The 23042-nt window shown below is 52.5% G+C and carries 24 protein-coding genes; 9 read left to right on the top strand and 15 right to left on the bottom strand.

What is annotated here, in order from left to right:
- Positions 1-269: 269 nt before the first annotated feature.
- On the bottom strand, positions 270-3044 hold the full coding sequence (locus K3T83_RS40795; RefSeq protein ID WP_236065180.1) for a membrane dipeptidase: 2775 nt from the start codon (positions 3042-3044) through the stop codon (positions 270-272).
- A gap of 395 nt (positions 3045-3439) precedes the next feature.
- Positions 3440-4045, bottom strand: a complete 606-nt coding sequence (locus tag K3T83_RS40790) for a hypothetical protein (protein WP_220208888.1) — start codon at positions 4043-4045, stop codon at positions 3440-3442.
- A gap of 187 nt (positions 4046-4232) precedes the next feature.
- On the opposite strand from K3T83_RS40790, the gene K3T83_RS40785 reads away from it, so the two are divergent.
- Positions 4233-4679, top strand: coding sequence for a hypothetical protein (locus K3T83_RS40785; RefSeq protein ID WP_220208887.1), 447 nt, complete (start codon positions 4233-4235; stop codon positions 4677-4679).
- Between the two features lie 286 nt (positions 4680-4965).
- Positions 4966-5448 (top strand): aminoglycoside 6-adenylyltransferase, encoded by a 483-nt coding sequence (locus tag K3T83_RS40780; protein WP_220208886.1) that lies wholly within the window; start codon positions 4966-4968, stop codon positions 5446-5448.
- A gap of 45 nt (positions 5449-5493) precedes the next feature.
- Here the strand turns inward: K3T83_RS40780 and K3T83_RS40775 are convergent, their stop codons facing one another.
- The 4 genes from K3T83_RS40775 to K3T83_RS40760 all read right to left on the bottom strand — a co-directional run bounded on the left by K3T83_RS40775 (position 5494) and on the right by K3T83_RS40760 (position 8633).
- Positions 5494-6231: a DUF8737 domain-containing protein gene (locus tag K3T83_RS40775; protein ID WP_220208885.1), complete on the bottom strand. Its 738-nt coding sequence runs from the start codon at positions 6229-6231 to the stop codon at positions 5494-5496.
- A gap of 271 nt (positions 6232-6502) precedes the next feature.
- On the bottom strand, positions 6503-7270 hold the full coding sequence (locus K3T83_RS40770) for an SDR family oxidoreductase (protein ID WP_220208884.1): 768 nt from the start codon (positions 7268-7270) through the stop codon (positions 6503-6505).
- 74 nt (positions 7271-7344) lie between these two features.
- A complete protein-coding gene (locus K3T83_RS40765) occupies positions 7345-8217 on the bottom strand; it encodes an NAD(P)-dependent oxidoreductase (protein WP_220208883.1) in 873 nt (290 codons plus the stop codon).
- A 29-nt stretch (positions 8218-8246) separates the two neighbouring features.
- The gene (locus tag K3T83_RS40760; protein WP_220208882.1) at positions 8247-8633 is read right to left on the bottom strand and encodes a MerR family transcriptional regulator; all 387 of its coding nucleotides are present in this window, start codon (positions 8631-8633) and stop codon (positions 8247-8249) included.
- Between the two features lie 51 nt (positions 8634-8684).
- On the opposite strand from K3T83_RS40760, the gene K3T83_RS40755 reads away from it, so the two are divergent.
- Together K3T83_RS40755 and K3T83_RS40750 are read left to right on the top strand one after the other, a co-directional pair.
- Positions 8685-8870 (top strand): hypothetical protein, encoded by a 186-nt coding sequence (locus tag K3T83_RS40755; RefSeq protein ID WP_220208881.1) that lies wholly within the window; start codon positions 8685-8687, stop codon positions 8868-8870.
- Between the two features lie 55 nt (positions 8871-8925).
- Positions 8926-9630 carry a hypothetical protein gene (locus K3T83_RS40750; protein WP_220208880.1) on the top strand — a complete coding sequence of 235 codons (705 nt, stop codon included), beginning with the start codon at positions 8926-8928 and terminating at the stop codon, positions 9628-9630.
- 200 nt (positions 9631-9830) lie between these two features.
- Here the strand turns inward: K3T83_RS40750 and K3T83_RS40745 are convergent, their stop codons facing one another.
- Entirely contained in the window at positions 9831-10904 is a 1074-nt protein-coding gene (locus K3T83_RS40745; protein ID WP_220208879.1) for an alpha/beta hydrolase family protein, read from the bottom strand.
- 12 nt (positions 10905-10916) lie between these two features.
- On the bottom strand, positions 10917-11537 hold the full coding sequence (locus tag K3T83_RS40740; protein ID WP_220208878.1) for a LysE family translocator: 621 nt from the start codon (positions 11535-11537) through the stop codon (positions 10917-10919).
- Positions 11538-11682: 145 nt separating this feature from the next.
- Between K3T83_RS40740 and K3T83_RS40735 the strand changes: the two genes are divergently transcribed.
- From K3T83_RS40735 to K3T83_RS40725, 3 genes are all read left to right on the top strand, one after another.
- Positions 11683-12120, top strand: a complete 438-nt coding sequence (locus tag K3T83_RS40735) for a MarR family winged helix-turn-helix transcriptional regulator (protein WP_220208877.1) — start codon at positions 11683-11685, stop codon at positions 12118-12120.
- 178 nt (positions 12121-12298) lie between these two features.
- Positions 12299-12661, top strand: coding sequence for an ester cyclase (locus K3T83_RS40730; protein ID WP_220208876.1), 363 nt, complete (start codon positions 12299-12301; stop codon positions 12659-12661).
- Between the two features lie 23 nt (positions 12662-12684).
- Complete coding sequence (locus K3T83_RS40725; protein ID WP_220208875.1) at positions 12685-13491, top strand: alpha/beta fold hydrolase; 807 nt, start codon at positions 12685-12687, stop codon at positions 13489-13491.
- A gap of 90 nt (positions 13492-13581) precedes the next feature.
- On the opposite strand, the gene K3T83_RS40720 is transcribed toward K3T83_RS40725, so the two are convergent.
- The gene (locus tag K3T83_RS40720; RefSeq protein WP_220208874.1) at positions 13582-13992 is read right to left on the bottom strand and encodes a hypothetical protein; all 411 of its coding nucleotides are present in this window, start codon (positions 13990-13992) and stop codon (positions 13582-13584) included.
- Positions 13993-14482: 490 nt separating this feature from the next.
- Positions 14483-15397: an arginase family protein gene (locus tag K3T83_RS40715; RefSeq protein WP_220208873.1), complete on the bottom strand. Its 915-nt coding sequence runs from the start codon at positions 15395-15397 to the stop codon at positions 14483-14485.
- A 248-nt stretch (positions 15398-15645) separates the two neighbouring features.
- Here K3T83_RS40715 and K3T83_RS40710 point away from each other — a divergent pair, with 248 nt between their 5' ends.
- A complete protein-coding gene (locus tag K3T83_RS40710; protein WP_220208872.1) occupies positions 15646-16146 on the top strand; it encodes a DoxX family protein in 501 nt (166 codons plus the stop codon).
- 42 nt (positions 16147-16188) lie between these two features.
- Here the strand turns inward: K3T83_RS40710 and K3T83_RS40705 are convergent, their stop codons facing one another.
- From K3T83_RS40705 to K3T83_RS40695, 3 genes are all read right to left on the bottom strand, one after another.
- The gene (locus tag K3T83_RS40705) at positions 16189-16494 is read right to left on the bottom strand and encodes an AzlD family protein (RefSeq protein WP_220208871.1); all 306 of its coding nucleotides are present in this window, start codon (positions 16492-16494) and stop codon (positions 16189-16191) included.
- A complete protein-coding gene (locus K3T83_RS40700) occupies positions 16484-17200 on the bottom strand; it encodes an AzlC family ABC transporter permease (protein WP_220208870.1) in 717 nt (238 codons plus the stop codon). The genes K3T83_RS40705 and K3T83_RS40700 overlap by 11 nt, the downstream gene beginning before the upstream one ends.
- A gap of 339 nt (positions 17201-17539) precedes the next feature.
- A complete protein-coding gene (locus K3T83_RS40695; protein ID WP_220208869.1) occupies positions 17540-18433 on the bottom strand; it encodes an AraC family transcriptional regulator in 894 nt (297 codons plus the stop codon).
- Positions 18434-19006: 573 nt separating this feature from the next.
- On the opposite strand from K3T83_RS40695, the gene K3T83_RS40690 reads away from it, so the two are divergent.
- Complete coding sequence (locus K3T83_RS40690) at positions 19007-20149, top strand: sigma-70 family RNA polymerase sigma factor (protein WP_220208868.1); 1143 nt, start codon at positions 19007-19009, stop codon at positions 20147-20149.
- A 905-nt stretch (positions 20150-21054) separates the two neighbouring features.
- On the opposite strand, the gene K3T83_RS40685 is transcribed toward K3T83_RS40690, so the two are convergent.
- Entirely contained in the window at positions 21055-21924 is an 870-nt protein-coding gene (locus K3T83_RS40685; RefSeq protein WP_220208867.1) for an SDR family oxidoreductase, read from the bottom strand.
- 29 nt (positions 21925-21953) lie between these two features.
- On the bottom strand, positions 21954-22898 hold the full coding sequence (locus K3T83_RS40680) for an LLM class F420-dependent oxidoreductase (protein ID WP_220208866.1): 945 nt from the start codon (positions 22896-22898) through the stop codon (positions 21954-21956).
- Positions 22899-23042 lie beyond the last annotated feature (144 nt).

The following is a 23042-nucleotide window of genomic DNA, read 5'->3' as shown; positions in this document are numbered from 1 at the left end:
TGGATTTGGTGGTTATTGGAGCATCCATCAATTAGAAAGGAAACCGTGAGGTCATTGAGGGTGTTGGGTCACGCGTAGCGACAAGGAGAGGTGGTAAGCGGACGCGGGGGCCTTGCGCTTGTCGCTGTGGAGGTACAAATATCTGCGTTGCAGGAGAGGATGAAACGGTATGGTGAAGAGCGACAAGCGCAAGGCCCCCACGTCCGCTCCTCACCGCCCCTTTGTCGCTACGTGTAGTGGGAACTTCTCCTCTCCTTCAATAGCGAGCGCTAGAGCAGCTTGCTCTGGCGCTCGCACTTCTCCCAGGTCTGGATGTAATCTTCGGCAGAGCGGAAGAAAGGCAACAGATCGTCATCCGTCAAACCGACGTTTTTCAAATCCTGCACCAGATCGGGCAGCATCCCATAATGCGCCACTCCATCAATATTGATGTCAAAGTCGCGTTGTCCGGCTCGTGAACGCTTCAGAGGCGGGTTGTCGCCCTCCATCGCCTGCCACTTTTGCCAGATCGCCAGCACCTTTGGATAGATCTCATGCACACGCTGGGGATCACGCACAGAATGGCCCGGCTGCTGACCTGTCTTCACCAGAAATGCCGCCCGTTGCTCCCAGGGTTCGTCGCCGGGCAACAGGCCGGGACGCTCTAACTGATCGTCGCTGGTGGCGAAAAAGCCTTTCGCAAAGTGTTTGGCACGCTCAAAGAGTTCCAGCAGATCGACCGGCTCGGTCCAGGGATTGTAACCAGCCTTGTAGAGCGCGATGGCCTGCCAGATATCGCGATCCATATCGTCGTAGACATCGCCTTGCAACACGCCCTCAAAGCGATACTGGCGCGGGTCGATGAGCGGCTCACCATAGCGCACGCCGTTCTCTTGCACCCTGGCCTGCTCTTTCCGCAATGCCCGGCGTTTGGGATCAATCCCCATGCCCGCAACATTGTAATCAAGGAAATAACCGGCGTTGAGTCCAAAGCGCGGACCATTGAATTTGGCGAAACCGTTAGTATCGGTGCCAATTGCGACGCCGCGCCCGCCCATCTTCTCGACGGCATAGAGATACGCCTGCGCCCACGTCTTCGATGAACCGGCGCAATCGTCTCGCACCTTCCCCTTGAGTGAGGGAATCACGTCCCCCACATCGCGAATGTCGCTCTGAGAGGCAATCGGGGCAATGATCCCTCCCAGCTTACGGATACGCTCGACCTGCTCAGCCGTCTTCAAGCCCTCGCTGGCGCACTTATGAATGCTCTCCGTCTCCGTGTGCCGCTGCCAGGACAGTTCGCGAAAACCGATATGCCCGGCCACAACGGGATAGTCGTACTGCTCAACCAGCGTCAACGCCTCCTCAACGGCCTTGTGAGACATATGATCGACCTCAATCAGCATGCCCAGCCGCGCCATCTCTTGCAGGAAAAAGCGCCCCTTGCTTGTGAGGCCCGCGCTATTCATATGACCTCCGCTCACCTGCTGATAGGGCGGATTGTACCCCTGCGTCACACGACCAATCTCGATAGCTGGCCCCGGATCTTCTTCAAGACGGAACTGGATAGCATACGCGCTGCCATCTTCTACCTGAAAATACTGATGATGCAGGAAATAGTTCACGAGGCTGAATACATCCTGATAAATGGCAGTTCCTGAAATGACGTTATTTACCATGTGAACGGGGAAAAGATGACGGACGCCGAGATCATGATAGAGGTGATGGAGATAGGAGCGCATCTCATCTTCGGTCACGGCATCAGGATCTTTCCAGTTCCCCAGCGAATCGACCTCAATACCCAGCACGACCGCCAGCTTGTTGAGGTGAATGATGCGGCGTGCGTCAGCATGACTATAAGCAATCTCCATCCAATCGGCGTGGCGGGCTGCGACAGCTTTCATCGCGGCTATCTGCATCTCCACCGCTGTTTTATCATCATAGGGGGCGTGGCCGTCGTACTGATTCGCCATCATTTCGTTATTCAGCACATGCGCGACCATCAGGCGCAGCCCACCATCATAGGCGCGGCGAATCCAATCGATATACATCTGCTGGTGAACCATCGTCGTGAAGCGAGGCCAGCCGTCGAATTGTGGATAGCCGCCGACACGATGCCCCACGTCGAGGCCATAGCCGACCTGCTCAAAGAACGACATCAGCACGTTACCCTCCCTGCCAGCGATGCCGAGGCCGCCAATGCCATGTGCAGGTGTACACCAGGGCAGGGCCGATTCGATGGAGCCATCGGATTCTCCCCAGAAGGCCACGCCACCAAAGGCCAGATGTGCCATCGGGTGCGTGTGCAGGTCGGCAAAACCCCATACAGGCGCAGCGGGGTCGCCACCACCAGCTTCAATCGGCAACGTTGCAGGCGCATCAGTGGAGAAACGGAAATCATCGACGTTGATATGGCCAGAGGTTGCGTTATCAACCACGCGAATGCAGGCATGCTCACCAGCATAGTGTTCTGCCAGAAACGACTCGCGCCTCATCCGCTCATCTTTGTGAACACCAGCGGCAAAGACCTGATAGAAAGCGCCCCGGCCCTCGATCTGCACCAGCGGATATGCTTCAGATAGGCGCTGCTGGTTGGCCTCGGTCGCTTTGATGAGCAGTGAGACGCAGCATGCATCCTCGTCATCGTGGCCGCCAATGAGAAAGTTGAACCAGGGAAATTGTGCCTCGATCACGAACTCGTCGGAGGTCAGTGTACCCGTGAGATGACCTTCGGTGCTGATCCAGTACTCGCCCTGATGTCCAACTGGATAGCGTCCGTTCCAATAATCGCCGCCAAGCGGGATGATTCCTGGCCTGACCTGGCTGGTCACGAAGCGATCGCCGCGCACCGGCTGCTTCAGAAACGCCTCTCCCTCAGCCGTCCAGCCCGACAAATTGCCCGATTCAAAATCAAAGCAAGGCGGGCGAGGACCAGCCGTCGCCCCTGCCATACCCGGTAAGCGCAATGAACTATTTTCGGGGATCTCTACTCGTGGCGGGGATTGCTCGCTGCTCTCTTCACGAGGAGGCAGCGTTTGCTTGTCAGTAGTGTTCAGCCTCATCATCTTCCTCCCAATCCGCAAAAAAAAAGCATATACGTACAGTATACCAGCCAGCAATCGCGTGAAAAAATACACCTTGCACCTCTCGCCTGCGTCCATTAATGAAGCACAATGATAGAGTGGGCGGAACGTTCAACACATGACTGAAAAGGCATGCTCTCAGCGAGGATAGCAGCGAAGAGGATAGATGTCAATATTTCACATTGAAGGATATAACAAGGAAAAGCTTTTGGGACAGCCTACCTCCCCCTGTTTTCCGCTTGCGCCAAAAACCAGGGAGGCAGGCTGAGCGAAAGAAGAACTCCCCATGTGGTCTTATATTTATTGTTGGATTTTACACCCGTACACTCTGTATTAAACAATATAATGATATTGCGCACTTAGTATATTTTATGGCATTATAAATTACGTATCGGGTCAAATCCACGATTTTCTGGCTGCTTCGCCTGAACCGCTTCTTCTTCCAGGTCGAATTTCCATCCGGTTCCCTGATCTGTGTAAGATTTCTCGCCATTTACCAGAAGGGCTTCCTTTACCTTTTTAAACTTCTCTTCATTCATCCTTTGCTCTTCTGGACGCGTTGGACCTGCTCCAATTCTCTCGTTTGCTGTTAGCATAAACCTTGCTTCTTCCCCATATACTAACTCTTGCTGGTTGTCTCGACTTACTAATAGACGCTTTTCAGTACCTTCTACTGGACTTGTAGCACGTATGGATAACTTACGCGTCTGCTCTCGTTGACGACCACGCTCTGCTTCTTCTGACCCTTTTTGCCCGGATGAGCCGCTTTGGTCGGGACGAAAAAAATCACCTGAAGACCCTGATTGATGAGCACGCTCTATCTCTTTTAACTCTTTTTGCCTGGATGGACTGACTTCCCTGGAGTTTGTCATGAGCTTTGCGCCTGCTTTCTTTTTTCTTTTGTTACAACTGAAGGGAGAATATGCGTGATGTTTATAAAATGATAAATTCTCCCTCCTCTCTGCAACAACAACAATACTCAAGTAATGTCTTACCGTTTTTCTGGGATACACTTCTACAATAGCCTGCCGTGCGGCTCCATTTTGGGGGATTGAGGGAAAGTTTTTCCTCATTTCACAGAATAGAGGTTCTTATTGTAGCCGCCACCTTTGCTCGATATGCTAAAATTGCCTTATTATGAATGCAGTGTTAACCTCAGAGGAAACAAGATTGATCGAACATGCAAAGCAAGCGATCATCAAATACAATATGATGCGGCATGCACGCGGCGGCATCGATACCCTATATGCATTTGCCCTCTCAGATAGTGGTCACATCCACGATGGAGCCAGCTACGAACCGAATATTGCCCACGCTACTGTATGTGGAGAAAGGCATGCGATTGCCAATATGATCCTTCAGGAGTCGTACGCAGCGAAGATCAAGAGCATTATAGTTGCCGACCCGGTGCCAGAGGTACAGAAGCATGGCACCCCTCCATGCGGAACCTGTCGGCACCTGATCTGGTCGCAGGGTTCGCCCGATACCACCGTCCTGCTCCTGCAATACATCCAGGAGAAAAACGGCTGGACCTTTCCCAAACTTGAGAAATACACGATAAAGGATATATACCCCCTACCATACGAACCGGACGAACATCTTTGGGGTAGCAAATAAAGATAATTGATGCATCCGACAAGTGAAGAGGGAATGGTTCTGGGCACAGAGGATGGTGGGTGTACCCGTAGCGACAAGGGGTGTTAGGGGTCTTGGCGGGGGCCTTGCGCTTGTCGCTCTCGCCACACCGTTTGTTGGTTTCCCGATTCCCGCGTGACCCACCAGCGACAAGCGCAAGGCCCCCGCGTCCCCAACCGCCCTTCCCCTTGTCGCTACGGTTGGAGGGGAACCATCTCTCTCCCTGGTCCATTTGCCCGATGCACCAATAATGAAAGCAGGCTCAGATATGACCTCGTATGATGCAAGAAGTAGCTTGCGGCAAGCTCTTTTAGCAGCGGTCCGGTGCGACGAACGCGTCGTTGGTCTTGTGGAGGGCGGTTCAGGGGCCGAAGATCGCGTCGATCAGTGGTCGGACCTGGATGTCTTTCTCTTTATTCGCGATACAGATATTGATGTGTTTCGGCGAGAATGGCGACAATGGACACAGCAATTTGGGCGACTGCTTCTAGCTTATGATCCCGACGAGGATAACACCATCGCCTGGACCATCTTTGCGGCCGATCCCGTTCCGTTGCGCGTGGATTTTCGCTTTCTCCCGGCCTCAGACATCGACAACGTGCGCTCGTGGCCGACGAGTCCATCATCGCTTGATGCGTTTGTGCTGTGCGACAAGACCGGCTCACATCTCAGCGAGATTGCCAGCTCTCTTGTCGGGCAATCGCAACGGCTGCCCTCTTCGGCGGAAGCCGTGATAGCGATGTTGCTCTAATCGCTCATCACGCTTTTCATAGCACCATCAATGGCCTGCCCCTCCCTATTTGGCCCCTTCTACCGACATGTTGTACATTGGCATGCGAGAACGAGGCGTGCCCTTTTCCGTTCTTCTTTTCCCAAGCAGCCAGAAGGTATATCCGTGTAGTAAAAGGGAGTGAGGGAGAGTAAATGCAGGAAACAAAACAAACGGCAAAATCCCAAGTAGTGCGGCTTTCGGCTCACTCTTAATGAGAGGAGTTTGAGCAAGAATCCCGATAGTAAGCGCGTTGATCAATTCAAGTGCGCCAAAACTATTCCAGATGTAGGCGATGAGTCGTGCACCTTTCCCTTTTTTGTAGAACCAATAGGCAACCGGTGGGGCGGTGAGACCCGTGGTGACATCACCAATTCCTCCAGGAAGAGCAGCAATACCTGGCAGCAGGCCTTGAACATACCCGATGAGAAGCAGACTCCCTAATACCCGAAACACTTGAAAGCCAATAATCCAGTGCATGGGCGTTACAGACAGCAGCTTTCTAAATGTTTGTGAGAAAAACAGGAAAAACCCAACAGTGAATGGGATAATAAGCACGAGAGGAATGGCTCCAGTTGCGAGGAAAAAGCCGTTCTCAGCGAGGAGATAGATAGCTGCAAACCAGACAATCAAGAGTATTGCACTCGTCATTTGCACAAACCGTTTTTGAAAGGCGGAAATGGGTGCTCGCTCGGCTACCAGAGAGAGACCGATCCACAAAAGGAGATTTGCGAAAAATTGTGTCCCAAGTATGATCGTTTCCATCGTGTTTTTCCTTTACCAATACATTTCACGAATAGTGCTTATCCAGACATTACCTAACGATATGCCAGCACGTTTGTAGGAATTGTATGAGCTTCATGCACAGCATATCGTTTGACGTAACGGCAAAGTCAAGCCCCACATTCCAATACATTGGTCGTCGGCTAGGACCTCACGAAATCCATAACATTTTTCTGTCACCAGGAGAACAGACCTCCACCCTCTTGCAAGCTATGATGAAGACCTGTTCTCTATCACCAACACTGATTGCAAGCTACAGGCGCGGCGGCGTGAGACCTTGCGCGAGGCCACCATCGACGAACAGCGTGGTTCCGGTGGTGAAGGTCGCATCGAAGGCGAGGAAGAGGACAGCCTGCGCAACCTCTTCAACGGTGCCGTGACGTTGCATGGGAGTGATTCTGTCCCCCAATTGCTCAAAGGTCGCCCTCTCTACTTCTGACAGGCCCGCAGCCCCCATCGTTGGGGTTTTGATAAAGCCAGGGCTGACCACGTTGACGCGAATACGTCGGGGCAACAGTTCTGCCGCCAACACCTGTGCAAATGCCCGGAGAGCCGCCTTTGATCCAGCATAGATGCTCATGCCCGGTGTTCCTCTGCCGTCCGCTATGGACGAGGTGAAGACAAACGAACCGCCATCGCGCACAAGAGGCAGCAAGCGCTGAGTTGTGAAAAATGCTCCCTTTGTATTGATATTGAAAGTCTGGTCGAATGTAGCCTCAGTGACCGATCCGAACGGCTCCAATATGCCAACACCAGCGTTGATAAAGACAAAATCGACCCGTCCCAACTTCTCTTCAACCTGCGTACCCAGCGCATCGATCTCGGTCATGTTCGCGATGTCAGAACGCACCACATGCGCTCGTGCTCCCAATCCTTTGCTCACTGCTGCCAGGTTGTTTTCATTTCTACCGGTCAACAGTACCTCCGCTCCTCGTGCTAGAAGTGCATTGGCAACAGCCAACCCCATACCTGTTGTGCCACCAATCACTACCGCTTTCTTTCCAATATACGTATTTTCCATACTATTCTCCTCTATTCTCACATTTCTGGTTTATCAGATGCAATAAACAAGATCTTGCTCTCTTTTATAGAACACTAGGCGGCCACCCGGAGGATCTTGATGAGTGCGGCGGCTTTCTCGTTGCCATAGCCAGCTGCTATCGCTCTCCCGAAGAGTCCAGAGGCGAACAGCGGGAACTCGGCGTTGATCCCCGCCTCGTGAGCCTGTTGTGCAAGCAGTTCGACGGCCTCCGCACAGATTTTGAGAGAGCTTTCTGGCTGCTCATAGTCGTCCGTCGCAATGGCATCCGCACTATGGCGCATCATCTCGCCGACAGCCGGGGCAATCGCGGTCATCATCGCGCCAAAGGAGGCCACGCTCAGCCCTTCGCTTTCAAGAATGCGTGCGCTATGGAAGAAGCCCAGCATCGAGCCAAAGAGAAACGAGAGAAACGCCAGATCCAGAGCCGACGCAGCCGCGACTTGCTCGCCAAGATAGACGATATTTCCGGCCAGGATTTTGAGCAGCGACTCGCTTTTCTGAAATGCAGAGCTGGCACCTGAAACGAAAATGGTTGCGCCTGGCTTGCCGATCTGAACGGGAGTCGCGGCGATAGCACCGTCGAGATAGTCAACGCCTCGCTCCTTTGCCCACTGCTCATGGTCACGTGCCTGTTGAGGACTGCCCGTGCCAAGTTGGACGAGGACGCGGCCCGCAAGTTCGGCCTGTACCTCTTCTGTCTCTAAAATGCTGTATGCTGTCTTGTAATCGTGAACGCACACGATCACAACGGCACTGGCTCGTATCGCCTCAACCGCTCTGGAGGCCAGGATCGCGCCCTCTTGCACCAGCAGTCCGGCCTTTATGCTCGTCCGATTCCAGACAGTGACGCGCAGCCCTTTTGCTAACAGGGTATGAGCGAGGGCTGTTCCCATTGCTCCCAATCCAATAATTGACACATCACTCATAACAACTTGCTCCTTTTATGGAAAGAGCATTACATGGAGGCGACTTTGCGCGTCTGATCCAGGCGTTGTTTGATGTAGCTTCTGGCCTTTTCGAGCGAGGCGATTTGCGCCTCTATTTCCGCCAGTTTGTCCTGATAGAACCCGATCTCTTCGGGGCAGATCACCATATTCGTCGTTCCATCGCATGGGACCGCCTCGTAGTCGTGTTCACTGCACAGCACCACGTCAAGGATCTCGTTGGTACTCAGCCCCAGGCCCAGGTAAAACTGAATCGCCCTCACCCGCTCAATCGCAGATGCATCATACGAGCGATAGCCGTTCTCGCCACGCTCCGGGGCAAGTAGTTGTTTTTCCTCATAGTAGCGCAGTGAACGAATGCTCACACCTGTCCGACGCGCAAGTTCGCCGATGTTCATTCTCTCTCCTCCATATATATTGACTGCTAGCATTGTAAAGGATGACATCATGTGAGAGTCAAGCCCGATGAGAGAGAATTCTCGCTGCCTCCAATCCTGGAGTCGATGTTTACAAGGATTGTGAAACTCTCTCAGGAGGCTTCCCGCGACCTGCCAATGAGTGGCGATGAGATCCTCATTATCGACCGCATTGTCCCTTCGTGGGTACAAGAACAGGCATTGACAACAGTAGACTAATGAGTAGAGAGAAATAGATTGAGGATCATCGGCCAGGAGAAAGGAGTTTGCCACAGTGGGCAAAAGAGGATTTGAAAACCTTTCTGGTAAGGAAAAACCTGAGCAATCTCAAGGGTCTCAAGAGGCTCAGGAGACTCCAAAGGGTCACGACGCCAACACTTCCCGTTGGAGTGATCTAAAAGATAGTACGATAAAAAAATTAGATAAATTATTAGGGTTAGATGATGAAATGCAGGCTGATACACAATTAACAGGTATCACTAAAGCAAGCGGAGATGCGTATGCCAGGGCGGTAACAGATCTTAAAGATCAATATCAAAAGCTCAGGGAAGATTCAGGGTCTGCGCTCCCTCCTGAAATTGAGGGAAAGATAACAGAATTAGAAGATGCACAGTTGAAAGAACTACTTAAATTACATACCTCTCAGATCCAGGAGATTGAAGAAGCGATAGCTAATAGCGGCACTGAGGCAGAAAGCAGCCTGGCAAAGGAAAAAAGAAGTCGCCTGGTACATGTAATGGATTCTCTGGCAGACGTGGAGCCTCACAGAGCATTTACGATTCTGGATCAGAAATTTACGGCGATGCTGTCTGAACATGGGGAAGCGTGGAAAGGCATCGCCGCAAAACATCAGGAAGCGATTGATCAGTTAAAACCTCCCTCATACGATGACGCGGTAGGACATGCTGATAAGCCTGCAAAAAATTCATTTGATGATCCTGAGAAAACCGCTGACTCAAAGCCACCTGTAAAGGGCTGAGCCCAATAGATTCATGAGATACCCAGTCGTAGTACTCTGTCAACCTTCATCGTTGGGGCATCCATGAAATTCTCCGGGAGGTGACCGGATATGGCAGGGGCGATGAAGATTGACAGAGTCGTAGTGGAGCGATGTATCGCGGAATGCTTGTCGTGTGATCTCCCCCGCGATACATCGCTCCACTACGACTGGGTATTCACTTAATTCATAAAGAGCAATTTGTGCTGCATCCAATCCGCTTGCTGGGGTCGATGTTTGTAGGGAATATTGTTGCAGACGTGGTTGCCGTCCTCAAACATCCATAGTTCGGCTTTCCCAGCGGCTTCCTGCACCATCCGTTCGGCGTCTGGCGGAGGGATTAGCCTGTCGAGCCGTCCCATGATGACCAGCAAGGGACATGTGATGCGAGACATCACACCTTGCAGATCAAACGCCGCCAGCTTTGCCCGCGCCTCCGCTTCGTCTCGCGATTTGCTGCGAACAATAGCGGCATCACGCGTTAATTGTGGCAGGCGCTCAAAGGTGTTGACGAATCGGTATGGGCCACAATTGGAGATAACCGCTTTGACGCGTGGCTCGTAGGCGGCGGCTCGTGGCGCGTAATAACCGCCAAAGCTCACTCCCATCAGGCCAACGCGACCGGCATCGACATCGTTGCGCTGCTCAAGATAATCGATGGCATAGCGAATGGGCGCCTCATAATCGTGGCGAATGGGATGCTCGAACTCCATTTCGCCCTGACCCGGACCGTCGATAGCCAGTACCGCCATGCCGCGCCTGAGAAAGTCATCGCCATAGGTATGCAACTCTTCCTTGACCGAATCCAGCCCCGGAATGAGGATCACTACCGGCGGCTTCGGCGTGTGCCAGGGCTTGCGTAGGATGCCGTAGAGCGTGGCACCTTCCTCATAGGGAATGGCGACATGCTCGCCCGGCACCTCACAATACGGCAAGGCTTTTTTATATGTCTCAACCGCTTTCCGATGGGCAACCAGTAGTTCCTGTGGCTTTTTCACAAACAGGAACTTCCCGAAGTGATAGGCCATCGCAGCGTGTAAATAGTGGTAGGAGGCCGATTCGTACCACCGCTCCGCCTCAGCCTGGACTCCCATCTGTTCGTGCATAGCTCCGCACTCGGACCACGCACGGCACCAATCGTCCCAACGCTCTACACTGTTGGTGACGCGCTGAAAATCGTTGCTGTCGATGCCATTGGCAAGAAACCTGGGTCGCCAGTGATCAATAGCGCTCTGCACTAATGCGTCTCGCACCATTTATCTCCTCCCTCATTTTGACACGGCCAGTCGCACGCCCAATGCAACCAGAATGCCACCCGTGACATAATCAATCCAGCGCTTGATGCGGCGATATCCGCGAGCGACCGGTTCCAGCGAGAAGAAGCAGGCCACCGCACTATACCAGCAGAGGGTAATCAGCACGACAACAAATATGCTGGCGATCTGTAGTTCCAGCGCGGCATGAGCGGGCAAAAATACGGCAAACAGGCTGCCGAAGAAAGCAGCTGCCTTTGGATTGCTGATATCGGTGAGAAATCCCACGCGCCATGCGGAACGAGAGCGAACAGTAGTATCTTTTGGCTCATCGGTCTGCTTATGACGATGGGCATGCCAGAGCATCTTACAGCCCAGATAGGTGAGATAGAGCGCGCCAATGATCCGAATCACCTCCACCAGCCAGCTCACACGCGCAAAGAGAACGCCTAACCCAACCAGACTGACAACAACCCAGATAGTGGTGCTGGTGGCTATGCCTAGCGCGACCAGCAGCCCATCGCGTCGAGATCGCGAGACGGCATGGTGAATGGTAGCAACAAAATCAGGTCCGGGACTGATGACCACTATCGCCCAGACGCCCGCCAGTGCAAGCAATTGCGGCAAATATGACATCACGAATCCTTTCATTTCAACGCGAGGCGGTAATCAATCATTTGCAATCACAACTCTTGACAACATCAATGATTGATGATATAAACAATATCAAGAAGCACCGATAAACGGCACGCTTTCAATTATACGCGCAGGAATGAACGTTATGACAACCTTTGAGGATACTTTTTTTGAACAACTCTCTTATGCTTGTTCGGAGGCGAAACAGGCGTATGGTCAGTACATCGGCATGAGCCAGGCGCGGCTGCAATTGTTGACGAGTTTGTCGCAGCAGAGTGAGATCAGCCATGCAGCATTACAGCAGCGTTTAGCGCTCGATGGAGCCACCGTAACCCGACTGGTCAAGCAGTTTGAGGCTGAAGGGATAGTGAGCCGTCGCCTTGATCCGCAAGACAATCGCTATACGCTGGTCACGCTCACCCCTTCGGGTCAACAGATCGTTGCCGGGCTGAAAGAGACGCACGCCGCCTTTCAACTCCGTCTGCTTGAAGGCATCCCGCGCGAGGAACTGGAAACCACGCTACGTACGTTACAACGTCTGCGTGCCAATCTGCGTGACGCCCAGGCAGAAGAAAAAGCATAATGATTTATGATGGTGATCCTTCCGTCGTAGTCGCGCGATTTATCGCGGGTGTGGCCTGTGATCGGCTCCCCCGCGATAAATCGCGCGACTACGACGGAAGGCGTTGCCGGATCAATTGGTTATTCTCATTCAAGACATTCATAACGCATATTTCATGCACATAAAAGGAGATTTTATTATGTCTGTAGAGGACAACAGGGCGTTAGGATATCGTGTTTACGAGGCTATTAATCAGCAGGATATTGCAACGTTGGAGCAATTGTTTGCGCCTGATATCGTCAGGCATGCGATGGGAGAAGTGGGCAGCGAAAAGGCTCGCCAGGCACTCCAAAACACGTTTGCGACCTACCCGGAGACGCGTTTTGTTGTTGAAGATCTGATTGCGGAGGGAGATAAAGTGGCGTTGCGCGTGACCGTACATGGCAGACTAACACCTCCAGGCCAGCCCTTGCCGCTCATCATGGAGATATTCCGTATCGAGAACGGGCGCGTTGCCGAGATCTGGGGCGCGGGCACTCTGCGGATGCCCCCGACTGAATAGATAGTTAAGAAAAGGATGATTTTATGAATGACATCGTAACGACCCATCAACAGATCGCGCGTGATACAACCACTATTCATTACTGGCTGGCGGGACCAGTCGGGCGTCCACTGCTCGTTTTTACGCATGGCGGCATGATGGATCACCATATGTTTGATGCCCAGCTTGCCGCCGTTGCCAGCGAGTACCGTGTGCTGCTCTGGGATGTGCGCGGTCATGGACAATCACAACCGCTCGGCATCGATGGCGTGCTGTCGCTGCGTACCATCGTCGATGATCTACTCGCCATCGTCGATCAACTTGGCTATCAACGGGCCTGTTTTATTGGTCAATCGTTCGGGGCAAATATCACGCAAGAACTGGCTTTCCTGCATCCCGAACGTGTCAGCGCCCTCGTGATTATCGGCGCTTACTGCATCACGGCAAAGGCTCCTCCGGCATTGGAGCAGAGGCGAGCACAAATCGGTCTCAACGATGTGCCAGCGGAGAATTTGAAGCAGTTTCTCGCCAATACTGTAGCGGTACGGCCAGAAGTCAAAGCCTACGTGCTGGAAGCCTGTGCGCCCCCGGAAACGTGGTCTGCTCTGAGAAGGTCGATCCCCACCTTCTTTCATGAAGAGGCCAGCTATCGCATCTCTGTACCCTTCCTGCTGACGCGTGGAGATCAGGACGCGCTGACAGATGTTGCCCAGCAAGCACCACTCTGGGCGCAACGTGAGCCAAACTGTCGCTACATTGTGATCCCCGACGCAGGCCACAACGCCAACCAGGACAACCCCGAATTCTTCAATCGCGAGCTGCTCGCCTTCCTGCATGATTTTGTAGAATGACTATAAGACGTATAAAGTAGCACTTCTGAACATGCTATTTTCAGAAGTGCTACCAGAATCACTTATTTATGACAGTTCTGCTAGAATAGCCTAAGCTGGTGGATGATCGGGTGGACCAAGAGAAACCTTTACAGCCGTAAGAGAGTCTACTCCCTCGCATTCACCTGGGTGCCACTGGAAGTGATTACCACCCAGGAAATCAATGGTTCCGAAGTAACCGCCGCTGCATACTTCTGTAACGCTTGGAATGGTTACGGGCGTGTCACCATTCCCGGCATAGCACCAGGTGCCAGAGGTACTTGAAAGAATCTGAAAGGAATCTCCCGTACAGTTAGTCGGATTGATGCCTGAGCGCAGGCTTTTCTCTATAGAAGAAACATGCGTCGATGAAGTCGCATGTTGGGTGGCAGCTGATGCGATTGGGCTACCAGCGACAAAAAAGAGCGCGAGAACGGCGCAACATACAAATGTCGCCACAACACGAAAAATTAGAGGTTTCAATAGTTTCTCCTTGATATGTAAGTGTCGAGGCTCGATGAGGGAGCTTTCGACAGGTAGGTGAGGTAGTGCAATTTCTTCTTTCGTCTTTGCTGCAACCTCTTTCTCTTCTGAGCTTGCTATGTGCCCTTACCCCTCATAGCTCAGCTCAAATCATTTGTCGAAAATTCCCAGATTCAATCCTCACAGATAAATCGCGGCCGTGACGAAAATGTTACATAAGAGAGCAATATAGTACTTTTTCTTGTTATGTGGAGGTATCGAGGATCTCCGCCAAAGTTGTATCATGCAAACCAGAAGCGCAGCCCCCAGACGACCACGACGCCAACCAGGATAATCCCGATTTCTTCAATCGGTTGCTACTCACCTTTCTGCATGATTCTTTAGTATGACTATACGACGGGCATGATTCGGCTGGCACCTTTGCAGAACAGGTATTTATGAATTTTCACGAACGAAACCGGTAAAGTGGTTCGTAGTGGAGCGATAATGATTAGGAACTGATGAGTGGGAAGTTGCGTAACACCTGTTGTAGTCGGATGACCTGACGTGGGATAAACTCTGCAATAGTCAATCCGACCACATCAGCAACGGCACTCACATCTGCGACGAGTCGCTGCACTTCGTTGCTCATCAGGCCGTCAGGCTCCGCACCCAGACCGAAGATGATCTCGTTGCTATCCACGACATCAACATCGAAATGGATGGCAACCCGCGAACATCCCGACGCCTTGAGCCAATCGAGAAGAGGTTGACTGGAGCGGTGAAGGTCGTCAGGGCGAAACGATCTGATCTCCCAACGGTCGATGTTAGGAAAATCGTCTTCGGTCCAGGAATGCAGACCAACAAGAGCCACTCGATTTGGATCAATGGTAGCAGGCAGAAGGCGAAGCACATCCGGGTCGCCATGACCAGTGAGAGCTGCAACCGCCATCGCATGGTATCCAGAATAGCGACTGGCAGGAGTGCCAACGTCGGGATGCGAATCGATCCAAAGGACCGCCAGATCATTCCCATAGCGTCCTGCCAGCCAGGAGAACGGGGCCACACTCACTGAGCACTCTCCACCTAGCGTGAGAATTCGCCCAGGGCTATGGCGGCCTATCGTCTCCAATGCCGCAGCCAATTGCGCAATTACAGCCTCCTTTGCCTCGATCCCGTCCTGCTTGCCCAGGCCAGAAGTGCCAGAGGAGACCGGAACAAGGGCGGTCGGACCGTTGTGCTCTGGCAGCACTGCATTCAGCACGGCAGCTCCTACTGCATAGCCTCTGCGAGCTTCCTCGAAGGGAACCTCCGAGAAGAGAGAGCGGATGGATTCCACACCTGCACCTTGCCATTGCGGGAAACAGAGACGCAACGTCGGTGGCTTCTCATTGATGGTATCCGAAGGGTTTGTTGTATGCATCATCCTGATTTTCTCCGTATATCTCACATGTGCTGAACAACGCATATTCTCTCAGATCGAACATACAGTATATCATCTTGACAACGCTTCGTTGTCTGCGTTAAAATAACAGCGTTAAGTTAAACGCAGAGGTCAACGATGAAGAAATGTGACATGTGCAAACCAATTCGGAGGGAAAAATTTTTTGCCCTTAAATTAACGCTATTAAGTAATGATATTACTACTTGTTTACGGAAAGAGAGATATAACTTATGGTTTCATTGATCAGTATGCTCATGACGCTTATTATCATGGCAGTTGCATTTTTTATCATGGCTGGACTTGGAGGGCTTGGCATCCCTGCTTTTGGTGATTTGAAAAATTGTGCGGCGTATGCGATGGCAGGCCTCTTTGTCTTTACCGCTGGAAGCCACTTTTTCTCTCCTGTCAGGGAGGATTTGATCAACATGGTTCCAGATTTTTTCCCATTTCCAGTACAAATAGTCTTTATTACAGGCATTCTAGAATGCCTGGGCGCGGTAGGTCTGATCATCCCGACGACCAGACGTGCTGCTGGCACCTGCTTGATCCTCCTGTTGATCGGGATGTTCCCCGCCAATATCTATGCTGCTCTCAACAATATTCCACTGCTTGGGGAGCCAGCAACTCCTCTCTGGCTTCGCATTCCTGAGCAACTTGTTTATATTGGCATGATCCTATGGGCGATCTTGCCCACAGCTCGCATCCAGATCAGAACTGAGGATCAAGCTTGACTTGCCATAGCAAATGAAAACCACGCTGGTTCAGGCGTTGTATCATGCAAACCAGAAGCGCAGCCCCCAGACGACCACGACGCCAACCAGCATGGAGATCAGCACATTGCGTGTGCGGACGGCGACCAGCAGCGTTACCAGGGATGCCAGCGCCTCAGCCACGCCGCTTGCGAAGACCAGCGGGGCCACCAGCGCCACCAGGACCGTTCCCGGCAGATAGCCCAGCCATGTTCTGACAGGGCGCGCATCGAGCCAGCGGCCCAACAACCAGGGACCGCTCACCCGCGTTGCATAGACGACCAGCGCCATACCTAGAATCGTCAGTACGGGCAATATATTATCGAGCATCGCGTATCACTCCTGCCAGGCTACCAGCGAGCGCGCCACAGAGAATATACCATTTATCGGGCAACAAATGGGCGGTGATGAGAGAGACGGCAGCGGCAACGATCCAGGGTAACAGGTCTGACTTACCCTTCCATAATCCCACGAGCAGAGCGAGAAAAACTGCCGTGAACGCAAAATCCAGTCCGAAGCGCGCCGGGTCCGGCACAATCCCGCTCGCGAGCCGCCCAAGCAGCGTGGAACTGAGCCAGGCCACGTAGAGCGCCAATCCACTCCCCAGTAGAAAAGCGGCATCGTTCCCCCCACGCGCGAACTCGTCCATTGTCAGCGCCCAGTTCTCATCGGCCAGGAAAAAGAGCGCCACCGCCGCCTCCCAACGCCGGATCTGTGAGAACCAGGGGCTCAAGGCCGTTCCCATCAGGAGATTGCGCAGGCTCACAATCAGCGTGGTGAGCAAAATAGCCCCGACTGGCAGCGGGTACGTCCAGAGGCTCAACACAAGTAATTGCACAGTGCCCGAATAGACAAAGGCGCTCATCAGCAAGACTTCCCACAGGCTGAGGCCAGATTGACGCGCCAGCACACCAAAAACGAGTCCATATGCAAACACGCTGACGGCAACAGGCAAACAACGCCGCGCACCTAACAAAACGCCAGCCAGCGTAAAGCGTGCTTGACCATGCCGCTCTTCCGCAGGTAATGTCGTCATAGAAACATTGCTCCTCTTCTCTCACATATCGTAGTCGAGCAATAATTGGAGCATCTGGTAAATGTGCCGAGGAATTCTCCCCACCCGTAGCGACAAGGGGTGGTGGGGAGAGGACGTGGGGGCCTTGTGCTTGTCGCCCTCGCCACATCGTTTGTTTGTTTCCCAGACCCCAACGGCGGCAAGCGCAAGGCCCCCGCAGCCCCTCCCCACCACCCCTTGTCGCTACGGGTGAACCCAACATATTCTGCCCCTCACCATCTCCCTTTCCATTGCCGAATGTTCCAATTATGAGCGACTACGAAGGGGGCCATTTTTTCATGATTGATCTATGTTGATAGTTTAGAAGAGATAGAGGCTGTTGTCTTGAATAATATTGTGGTGGGGCATGTACTGTCCAGGCGTGACACCAAGCAGGCGTTTGAAGTAGCGGGTAAAATGGCTCTGATCGGCAAAGCCCATATCCAGGGCCACCTGAGCAATCGGCACCCCTGCTAGTAGCAGCGCTTTGGCACGGGTGATACGCAACTGCATCAGATAGGCGTGTGGCGAAAGGCCGGTTGTCTGTTGAAAGAGGCGCAGGAGATAGTAAGTGCTCATCTGAGTCAGCCCAGCAAGCTGCTCCAGTGAAACATTGTCGGAGAGATGAGCATGGAGATAGTCGCGTACCTGCTGAACGGCGCGATGATCGACCCTGACGCGTGCGGAGAGCGCGGGTTGTTCAGCGTGGCGAGCAATCAGATCGGCAAACGTGGTCAACAGCAACGACTCGCGTTCGAGCAGGGAGTTCGAGGTCTCCAGCACGCTGTGGAGCAGGTGCAAACGTTGAGCAATCTGTTTATCAGGTATTACAGGCTGTGGAAAAAATGGCACATCGCGGGTCCGCCCGGACAGGTCGGAGGCGATGCGTTGAAACAGCGCCGGATCAGGATAGTACATACGATAGCTCCATCCAACTTCAGTAAAGGCGCTGCCGGTGTGGACCTCGCCGGGATTGACGGCAACGACTGAACTGGTGGGGGCAACGTGCTGCTCACGACGATAGTGAAAGGTCTCGGTCCCCTGCTCTATCATGCCCACAGCAAACGTCTCGTGCATATGGGGCACAAACGTATGAGTGACATAGGTTGCACGCAAAAGCGCGATTTGCTGCTGCTGATCGCTGAGTTGCTGACCGCCCGAAACATTGGTTCGCCAGAAGGTGGCCTTTTCACGCTCAGCCAGTACTTTTTTCACCGGAGCAAACCTTCTTCCTGATCAGAAATATTACTGCCTGGAATATTTACACATTGCCATGCGTTTTCTCTTTATGCATAGCATACCTGGGGGGATTGCGTCAATGTCCGCATTAAAAATCCATTAAAATTGTGAAAAAGGCAGCAAAAAACCAGGAAATTAGTCCAGATTTACTAGCCAGGAGTTCTAGAACCTTGCACTCGGTCGTTAAAATATATCAGGGAGGAGAGGGAATAGACTGAGTGTCCAGAGTGTTATCATTAGCGAGACGAAAACAGCGTAAAAACATTCTCAGGAAGAGGAATGACACGCGTCCTGGTGCCAGAAAATATTGAGCCAAACATATCTATCCTTCCGACACCCTCATAACACTTGCGGTCAAGTACTATCAACCAAGTAAACCAAGTCAGATCAAGACGCCTTGATAATAAAAGAGACCTGAAAACAGGAGCAGTATGCAGACCAGACAACGAAACTGTTGTGCTGTATACCCATTTGGCATGGTGACTTTACCTCACTATTTCTATGTATCTTAATAAAGGACGGATGTTGATCGATAAGGAGACTGAACACATGGCTATTATGTTTATTGAGTCACAAAAAGAGCAAGAGAAGAGCATTCTTACAATGAGCCAGGCGAGTATACAGCAGTCTCTTTCTTCCGTTCATCCCACTGACGACCTTGAGCATGCAGTAGCTTCTATGGAGACTGCCGAGGACATGTTCCTGGAGGAGGAGGTGGAGAATGGAGAAGGGACCGATCTGCTGAATGATGCAGAAGCGAGCACGATGGCAGAGCATAGCCTCCTCTCCGAGGAAGCAGCGGACGTAGAAGATTCTCTCCGCGTGTATCTGCGAGAAATGGGCCGCACCCCACTATTGAAGGGGGACGAAGAGATTCGTCTGGCCCAGCAAATTGCCTGTGGCAAATGTGAGCGAGAGCGAGCAGAGCAGCAGAACGAGACACCTGATTATATCGTAATGGAGCAGGCGAAAGACGCCCAGCGTCGCCTCATCGAGGCAAACCTGCGCCTGGTTGTAAGCATTGCCAAGAACTATCGTGGTCGTGGCCTGACCCTGCTTGACCTGATTCAAGAGGGCAACAGCGGCCTGATGTTAGCGACTGAGAAATTCGATTACACCAAGGGATATAAGTTCAGCACCTATGCCACGTGGTGGATTCGACAGGCCATCAGCCGCGCCATCGCCAACCAGGGTCGCACCATTCGCCTACCCGTACACTTAGTAGAGACGATCAATCGCACGATGCGTGTGAGTGCTCGCCTGTTCCAGGAGTTGGGGCGTGAGCCAAGCGTGGAGGAGATCGCGCAACAGATGGGGACCGACGCGGATCATGTCGAGCACATTCTCAAGGCCAGCCAGCAACCAATCAGCCTGGAGACCCCGATTGGCGAGGATGGAGACAACGCGCTCGGCGACTTCGTGGAGGACCAGATCGCGCCCTCGCCAACCGAGGTGACGACGCATCACCAGTTGAAAGAGCGTATTGACGAGGCGCTGAGAACGCTCAATGATCGCGAGCGCTACCTGATCCAGTTGCGCTTCGGCCTGCTGGATGGCCGCAGTCGCACGCTGGCCGAAGTTGGGCAGGAGCTACGGCTCTCCCGCGAACGTGCTCGCCAGATCGAGTCGCGTGCGCTTCAGAAGCTCCGCCAGTCGCGCAACGGCTTCCAACTGAAAGACTTTTTGGATTAATGTAACGACAATCCCTTGCGGTTGTCGTATGATTAAGAACAGTCAAAAGACCCCAGATCGCGGATGATCCGGGGTCTTTTTTGTTTGTTTCATTTATAAAACAGGGAAGGCAGGCCATTTGTACCATTCAGGGAGATGACCCGTTCTGCTTTGTCTCCGCTTCGGCGCACGATTGCGGCTGAATCACACGAGATCCACGGAACCTGGCAAAATATTCCCTCTATGAGGACAAAAATGAGCACAGACAACAGGTACACTCGTGATATTAAGAAGAAAAATGTTTCTCCGCGTTTTTCTCGATAATCATTGAGTAGAGAACGTTGCAGCACTTCCTTATCAAAGGTGATCCTCACGAGAAATGTTCTTCTTCTTTGATATTCTCGCTGTATGTGGATCAATAGTTTGAAAGGACAACATCAGATGACAGGACACGGCGAAGGATTACGCCTATCAAGAAATCAAGAAGCTTCACAGTCATATAGAGCATCTGATGCTTCTTCTTATGACCCGGAACGAGAAGCAAAAAATGCAGAGAAGCTGACACTAAAACAGATAGAGGGGGCGATAGAGTCGCTAACGAAGGTTACTAACGAGAGTTTGCTGATACAGAGAGCGACAGCCGTTGATTGGCTTAACAGGTATTCATATCTGAAAGGAACAGAACCCTATCAACGACACGAGTTGACCCTGAACCTGATCTATCAAGTACAGATGGAACGAGCATCAGGCTCAGGCGCAGGCTATTATCACCCTCCTCGGAAAGACCCGCAGAAACGTGTGCGATTTTCATTTTGAACCAGGAACTCCATCACCAGGAATGATGGAGTTCCTCTACAAGTTGTTTTGCCGGTTAGATTAATACTCTCCTTGGAGGGGGCACGAATTAGGGCATTTCCAATTCTGTATCAAAAGAACCTGGCAGCGTTTCGAGAAGCGAACTCAGCGAAGGTGGTAGGCCGAACGTCGAATATTTCGTGAGTGCTGAGATTGACCCGCGATTCGCCACGATCCCGGCGCTCGCCCCATAACTCTGCAAAAGCCTCGACGCGCTCCGGGGAAGTACCTGTCGCCAGCATCGCTCGCTGATACCCCTCCAGAGTAACATCGACATAGCGAACAGTTCTGCCGGTCGCCTGAGAGATGTGCGCGGCAACCTCCGTCATGGTCAGCGCTTCCGGGCCGGTGATGTCGTAGCTTTTGTTTTCATGCCCACCATTATGGAGCAAGCGAAAGGCGATTTTCGCAATGTCCTCAATATCAACTGGCGCGAGCGTCGCGTTCGCCATTGGCAGAGAAAGCGTGTCCGCTGTGAGATTCATTGCTGGCGCACCAGGGAAGTAGAATTGCATAAACTGGCTGGGGCGCAAGTGCGTCCAGGCCAACCCGGATGCTTCGAGATAGCGCTCAATTTTTTCATGCGCTAGCGCAGTGCGGAAATTCGCCGAATTGAAGCCAACGCTCGCTTCAGCCCCGGAAAGCTTCACGATATGACGAACACCAGCCTGTTTGCTCGCCTCGATAAAGGTAGTCTGGGTCTCCACCATTCGTTCAGCAGCCGAGGAGATCATAAGCGCGCGCTCGACGCCATCCAGCGCAGCTCCCAGCGTCTCCGGTTGCAGCATATTGCCCTCTACGACTTCCACAGAGGGCAGCGCGTCGAATATACGTGCCTTTGCGCGATTCCTGACCAGCGCACGCACTGGCACTTGCTGACGGGCAAATTCGCGAATCACAATCGATCCACTTACACCAGTTGCCCCTGTCACGAGTATCATAATTATCTCATTTCCTTCCGTCGTCCTGACTACAGGACGAACGCTTTAGCAAAACGCTGCATCATATCCACCTGGGGTGCATCAAGAAAACCGATCACAAGTTCCTGAGCACCAGCGGCTTCATAGGCTGCGAGGCGTTGTCGAATCGTGTCGATGGTCCCGACGAGGCCATATGACCGGATATCGCCAGGGAAAACCAGTTCGCTTCCTTCTGGAACCATAGCCCTTGCCTGTTCATCGGTATCCGCGATAATACAGAGCGTCAGGGCGGTTCGACGAATGCTGTTGTAGTCGCGTCCAACGGCCTCGCAATGCTGTTTGAGGACCGCAAACTTTCTCTCAACGGTCGCAAGATCACCGTTCACGTTGCAGATATCGCCGTATTGCGCTACCAGCTTGAGCGTGACCTTCTCTCCCCCTCCGGCAATCACCAGAGGAATGCGCGGTTGCACGCCTTTGGGCTGATTGATCGCGCCGCGAATCTGGTAATATTGCCCTTCAAACGTGGCCTCTTCCTGGGTCCACATCGCCCGAATGACTTGAAGCGCCTCTCGCAACTGGCGAAGACGCTCAGGAGCCGAAGTAAGCTCGTAGCCATAAGCCAGATACTCAGGCTCGTGCCAACCCGCACCGATACCGAATGTGTAGCGTCCATGCGAAAGAACATCAAGAGTCGATGCCATCTTCGCCTGTAGAGCGGGGTTGCGGTAACTATTCCCCGTCACCATATGCCCGATGCGTATTCGCTTCGTATCACGCGCCAGCGCGGCCGCCGTAGTCCAGGATTCAAAGACCATTGCTTGCGACGGAAAAGCCGTCTGAAAATGGTCGCTCATCCAGACGATATCATATCCGCATTCATCGGCTACCTGTGCCTGACGAGTCAATGCTTCGTACGCCTCTACGGGACTCTTAAAATGGGCCAGTTCTCCCCCAAATCCCTGGGGAAGCATAACGCCATACTTGAGAGACATAGCTCACTACCTCTTTCCTTTATGGACAGGGCCATCGTGTCATGCTATACTACTAAATAAGCGAGTTTTTACTCACCTTTTCACAAGGCAATTATACGAGCAATTACTCGCTTTGTCAAGAGAAAAGATGGTATATACGGAATA

The sequence above is a fragment of the Reticulibacter mediterranei genome (assembly GCF_016587455.1).
Note: the sequence above shows the minus strand (reverse complement) of the source record. Positions and strands in the feature narration are given on the sequence as shown.

Bases quoted from the DNA above. Each gene is read 5' to 3' on its own strand.
- K3T83_RS40765 (WP_220208883.1), bottom strand. From the start codon at position 8,217: ATGAGTGATGTGTCAATTATTGGATTGGGAGCAATGGGAACAGCCCTC.
- K3T83_RS40715 (WP_220208873.1), bottom strand. From the start codon at position 15,397: ATGATGCATACAACAAACCCTTCGGATACCATCAATGAGAAGCCACCG.
- K3T83_RS40700 (WP_220208870.1), bottom strand. From the start codon at position 17,200: ATGACGACATTACCTGCGGAAGAGCGGCATGGTCAAGCACGCTTTACG.
- K3T83_RS40730 (WP_220208876.1), top strand. From the start codon at position 12,299: ATGTCTGTAGAGGACAACAGGGCGTTAGGATATCGTGTTTACGAGGCT.
- K3T83_RS40680 (WP_220208866.1), bottom strand. From the start codon at position 22,898: ATGTCTCTCAAGTATGGCGTTATGCTTCCCCAGGGATTTGGGGGAGAA.
- K3T83_RS40780 (WP_220208886.1), top strand. From the start codon at position 4,966: ATGACCTCGTATGATGCAAGAAGTAGCTTGCGGCAAGCTCTTTTAGCA.
- K3T83_RS40690 (WP_220208868.1), top strand. From the start codon at position 19,007: ATGGCTATTATGTTTATTGAGTCACAAAAAGAGCAAGAGAAGAGCATT.
- K3T83_RS40735 (WP_220208877.1), top strand. From the start codon at position 11,683: ATGACAACCTTTGAGGATACTTTTTTTGAACAACTCTCTTATGCTTGT.
- K3T83_RS40795 (WP_236065180.1), bottom strand. From the start codon at position 3,044: ATGATGAGGCTGAACACTACTGACAAGCAAACGCTGCCTCCTCGTGAA.
- K3T83_RS40740 (WP_220208878.1), bottom strand. From the start codon at position 11,537: ATGTCATATTTGCCGCAATTGCTTGCACTGGCGGGCGTCTGGGCGATA.
- K3T83_RS40775 (WP_220208885.1), bottom strand. From the start codon at position 6,231: ATGGAAACGATCATACTTGGGACACAATTTTTCGCAAATCTCCTTTTG.
- K3T83_RS40725 (WP_220208875.1), top strand. From the start codon at position 12,685: ATGAATGACATCGTAACGACCCATCAACAGATCGCGCGTGATACAACC.
- K3T83_RS40745 (WP_220208879.1), bottom strand. From the start codon at position 10,904: ATGGTGCGAGACGCATTAGTGCAGAGCGCTATTGATCACTGGCGACCC.
- K3T83_RS40685 (WP_220208867.1), bottom strand. From the start codon at position 21,924: ATGATACTCGTGACAGGGGCAACTGGTGTAAGTGGATCGATTGTGATT.
- K3T83_RS40710 (WP_220208872.1), top strand. From the start codon at position 15,646: ATGGTTTCATTGATCAGTATGCTCATGACGCTTATTATCATGGCAGTT.
- K3T83_RS40770 (WP_220208884.1), bottom strand. From the start codon at position 7,270: ATGGAAAATACGTATATTGGAAAGAAAGCGGTAGTGATTGGTGGCACA.
- K3T83_RS40760 (WP_220208882.1), bottom strand. From the start codon at position 8,633: ATGAACATCGGCGAACTTGCGCGTCGGACAGGTGTGAGCATTCGTTCA.
- K3T83_RS40705 (WP_220208871.1), bottom strand. From the start codon at position 16,494: ATGCTCGATAATATATTGCCCGTACTGACGATTCTAGGTATGGCGCTG.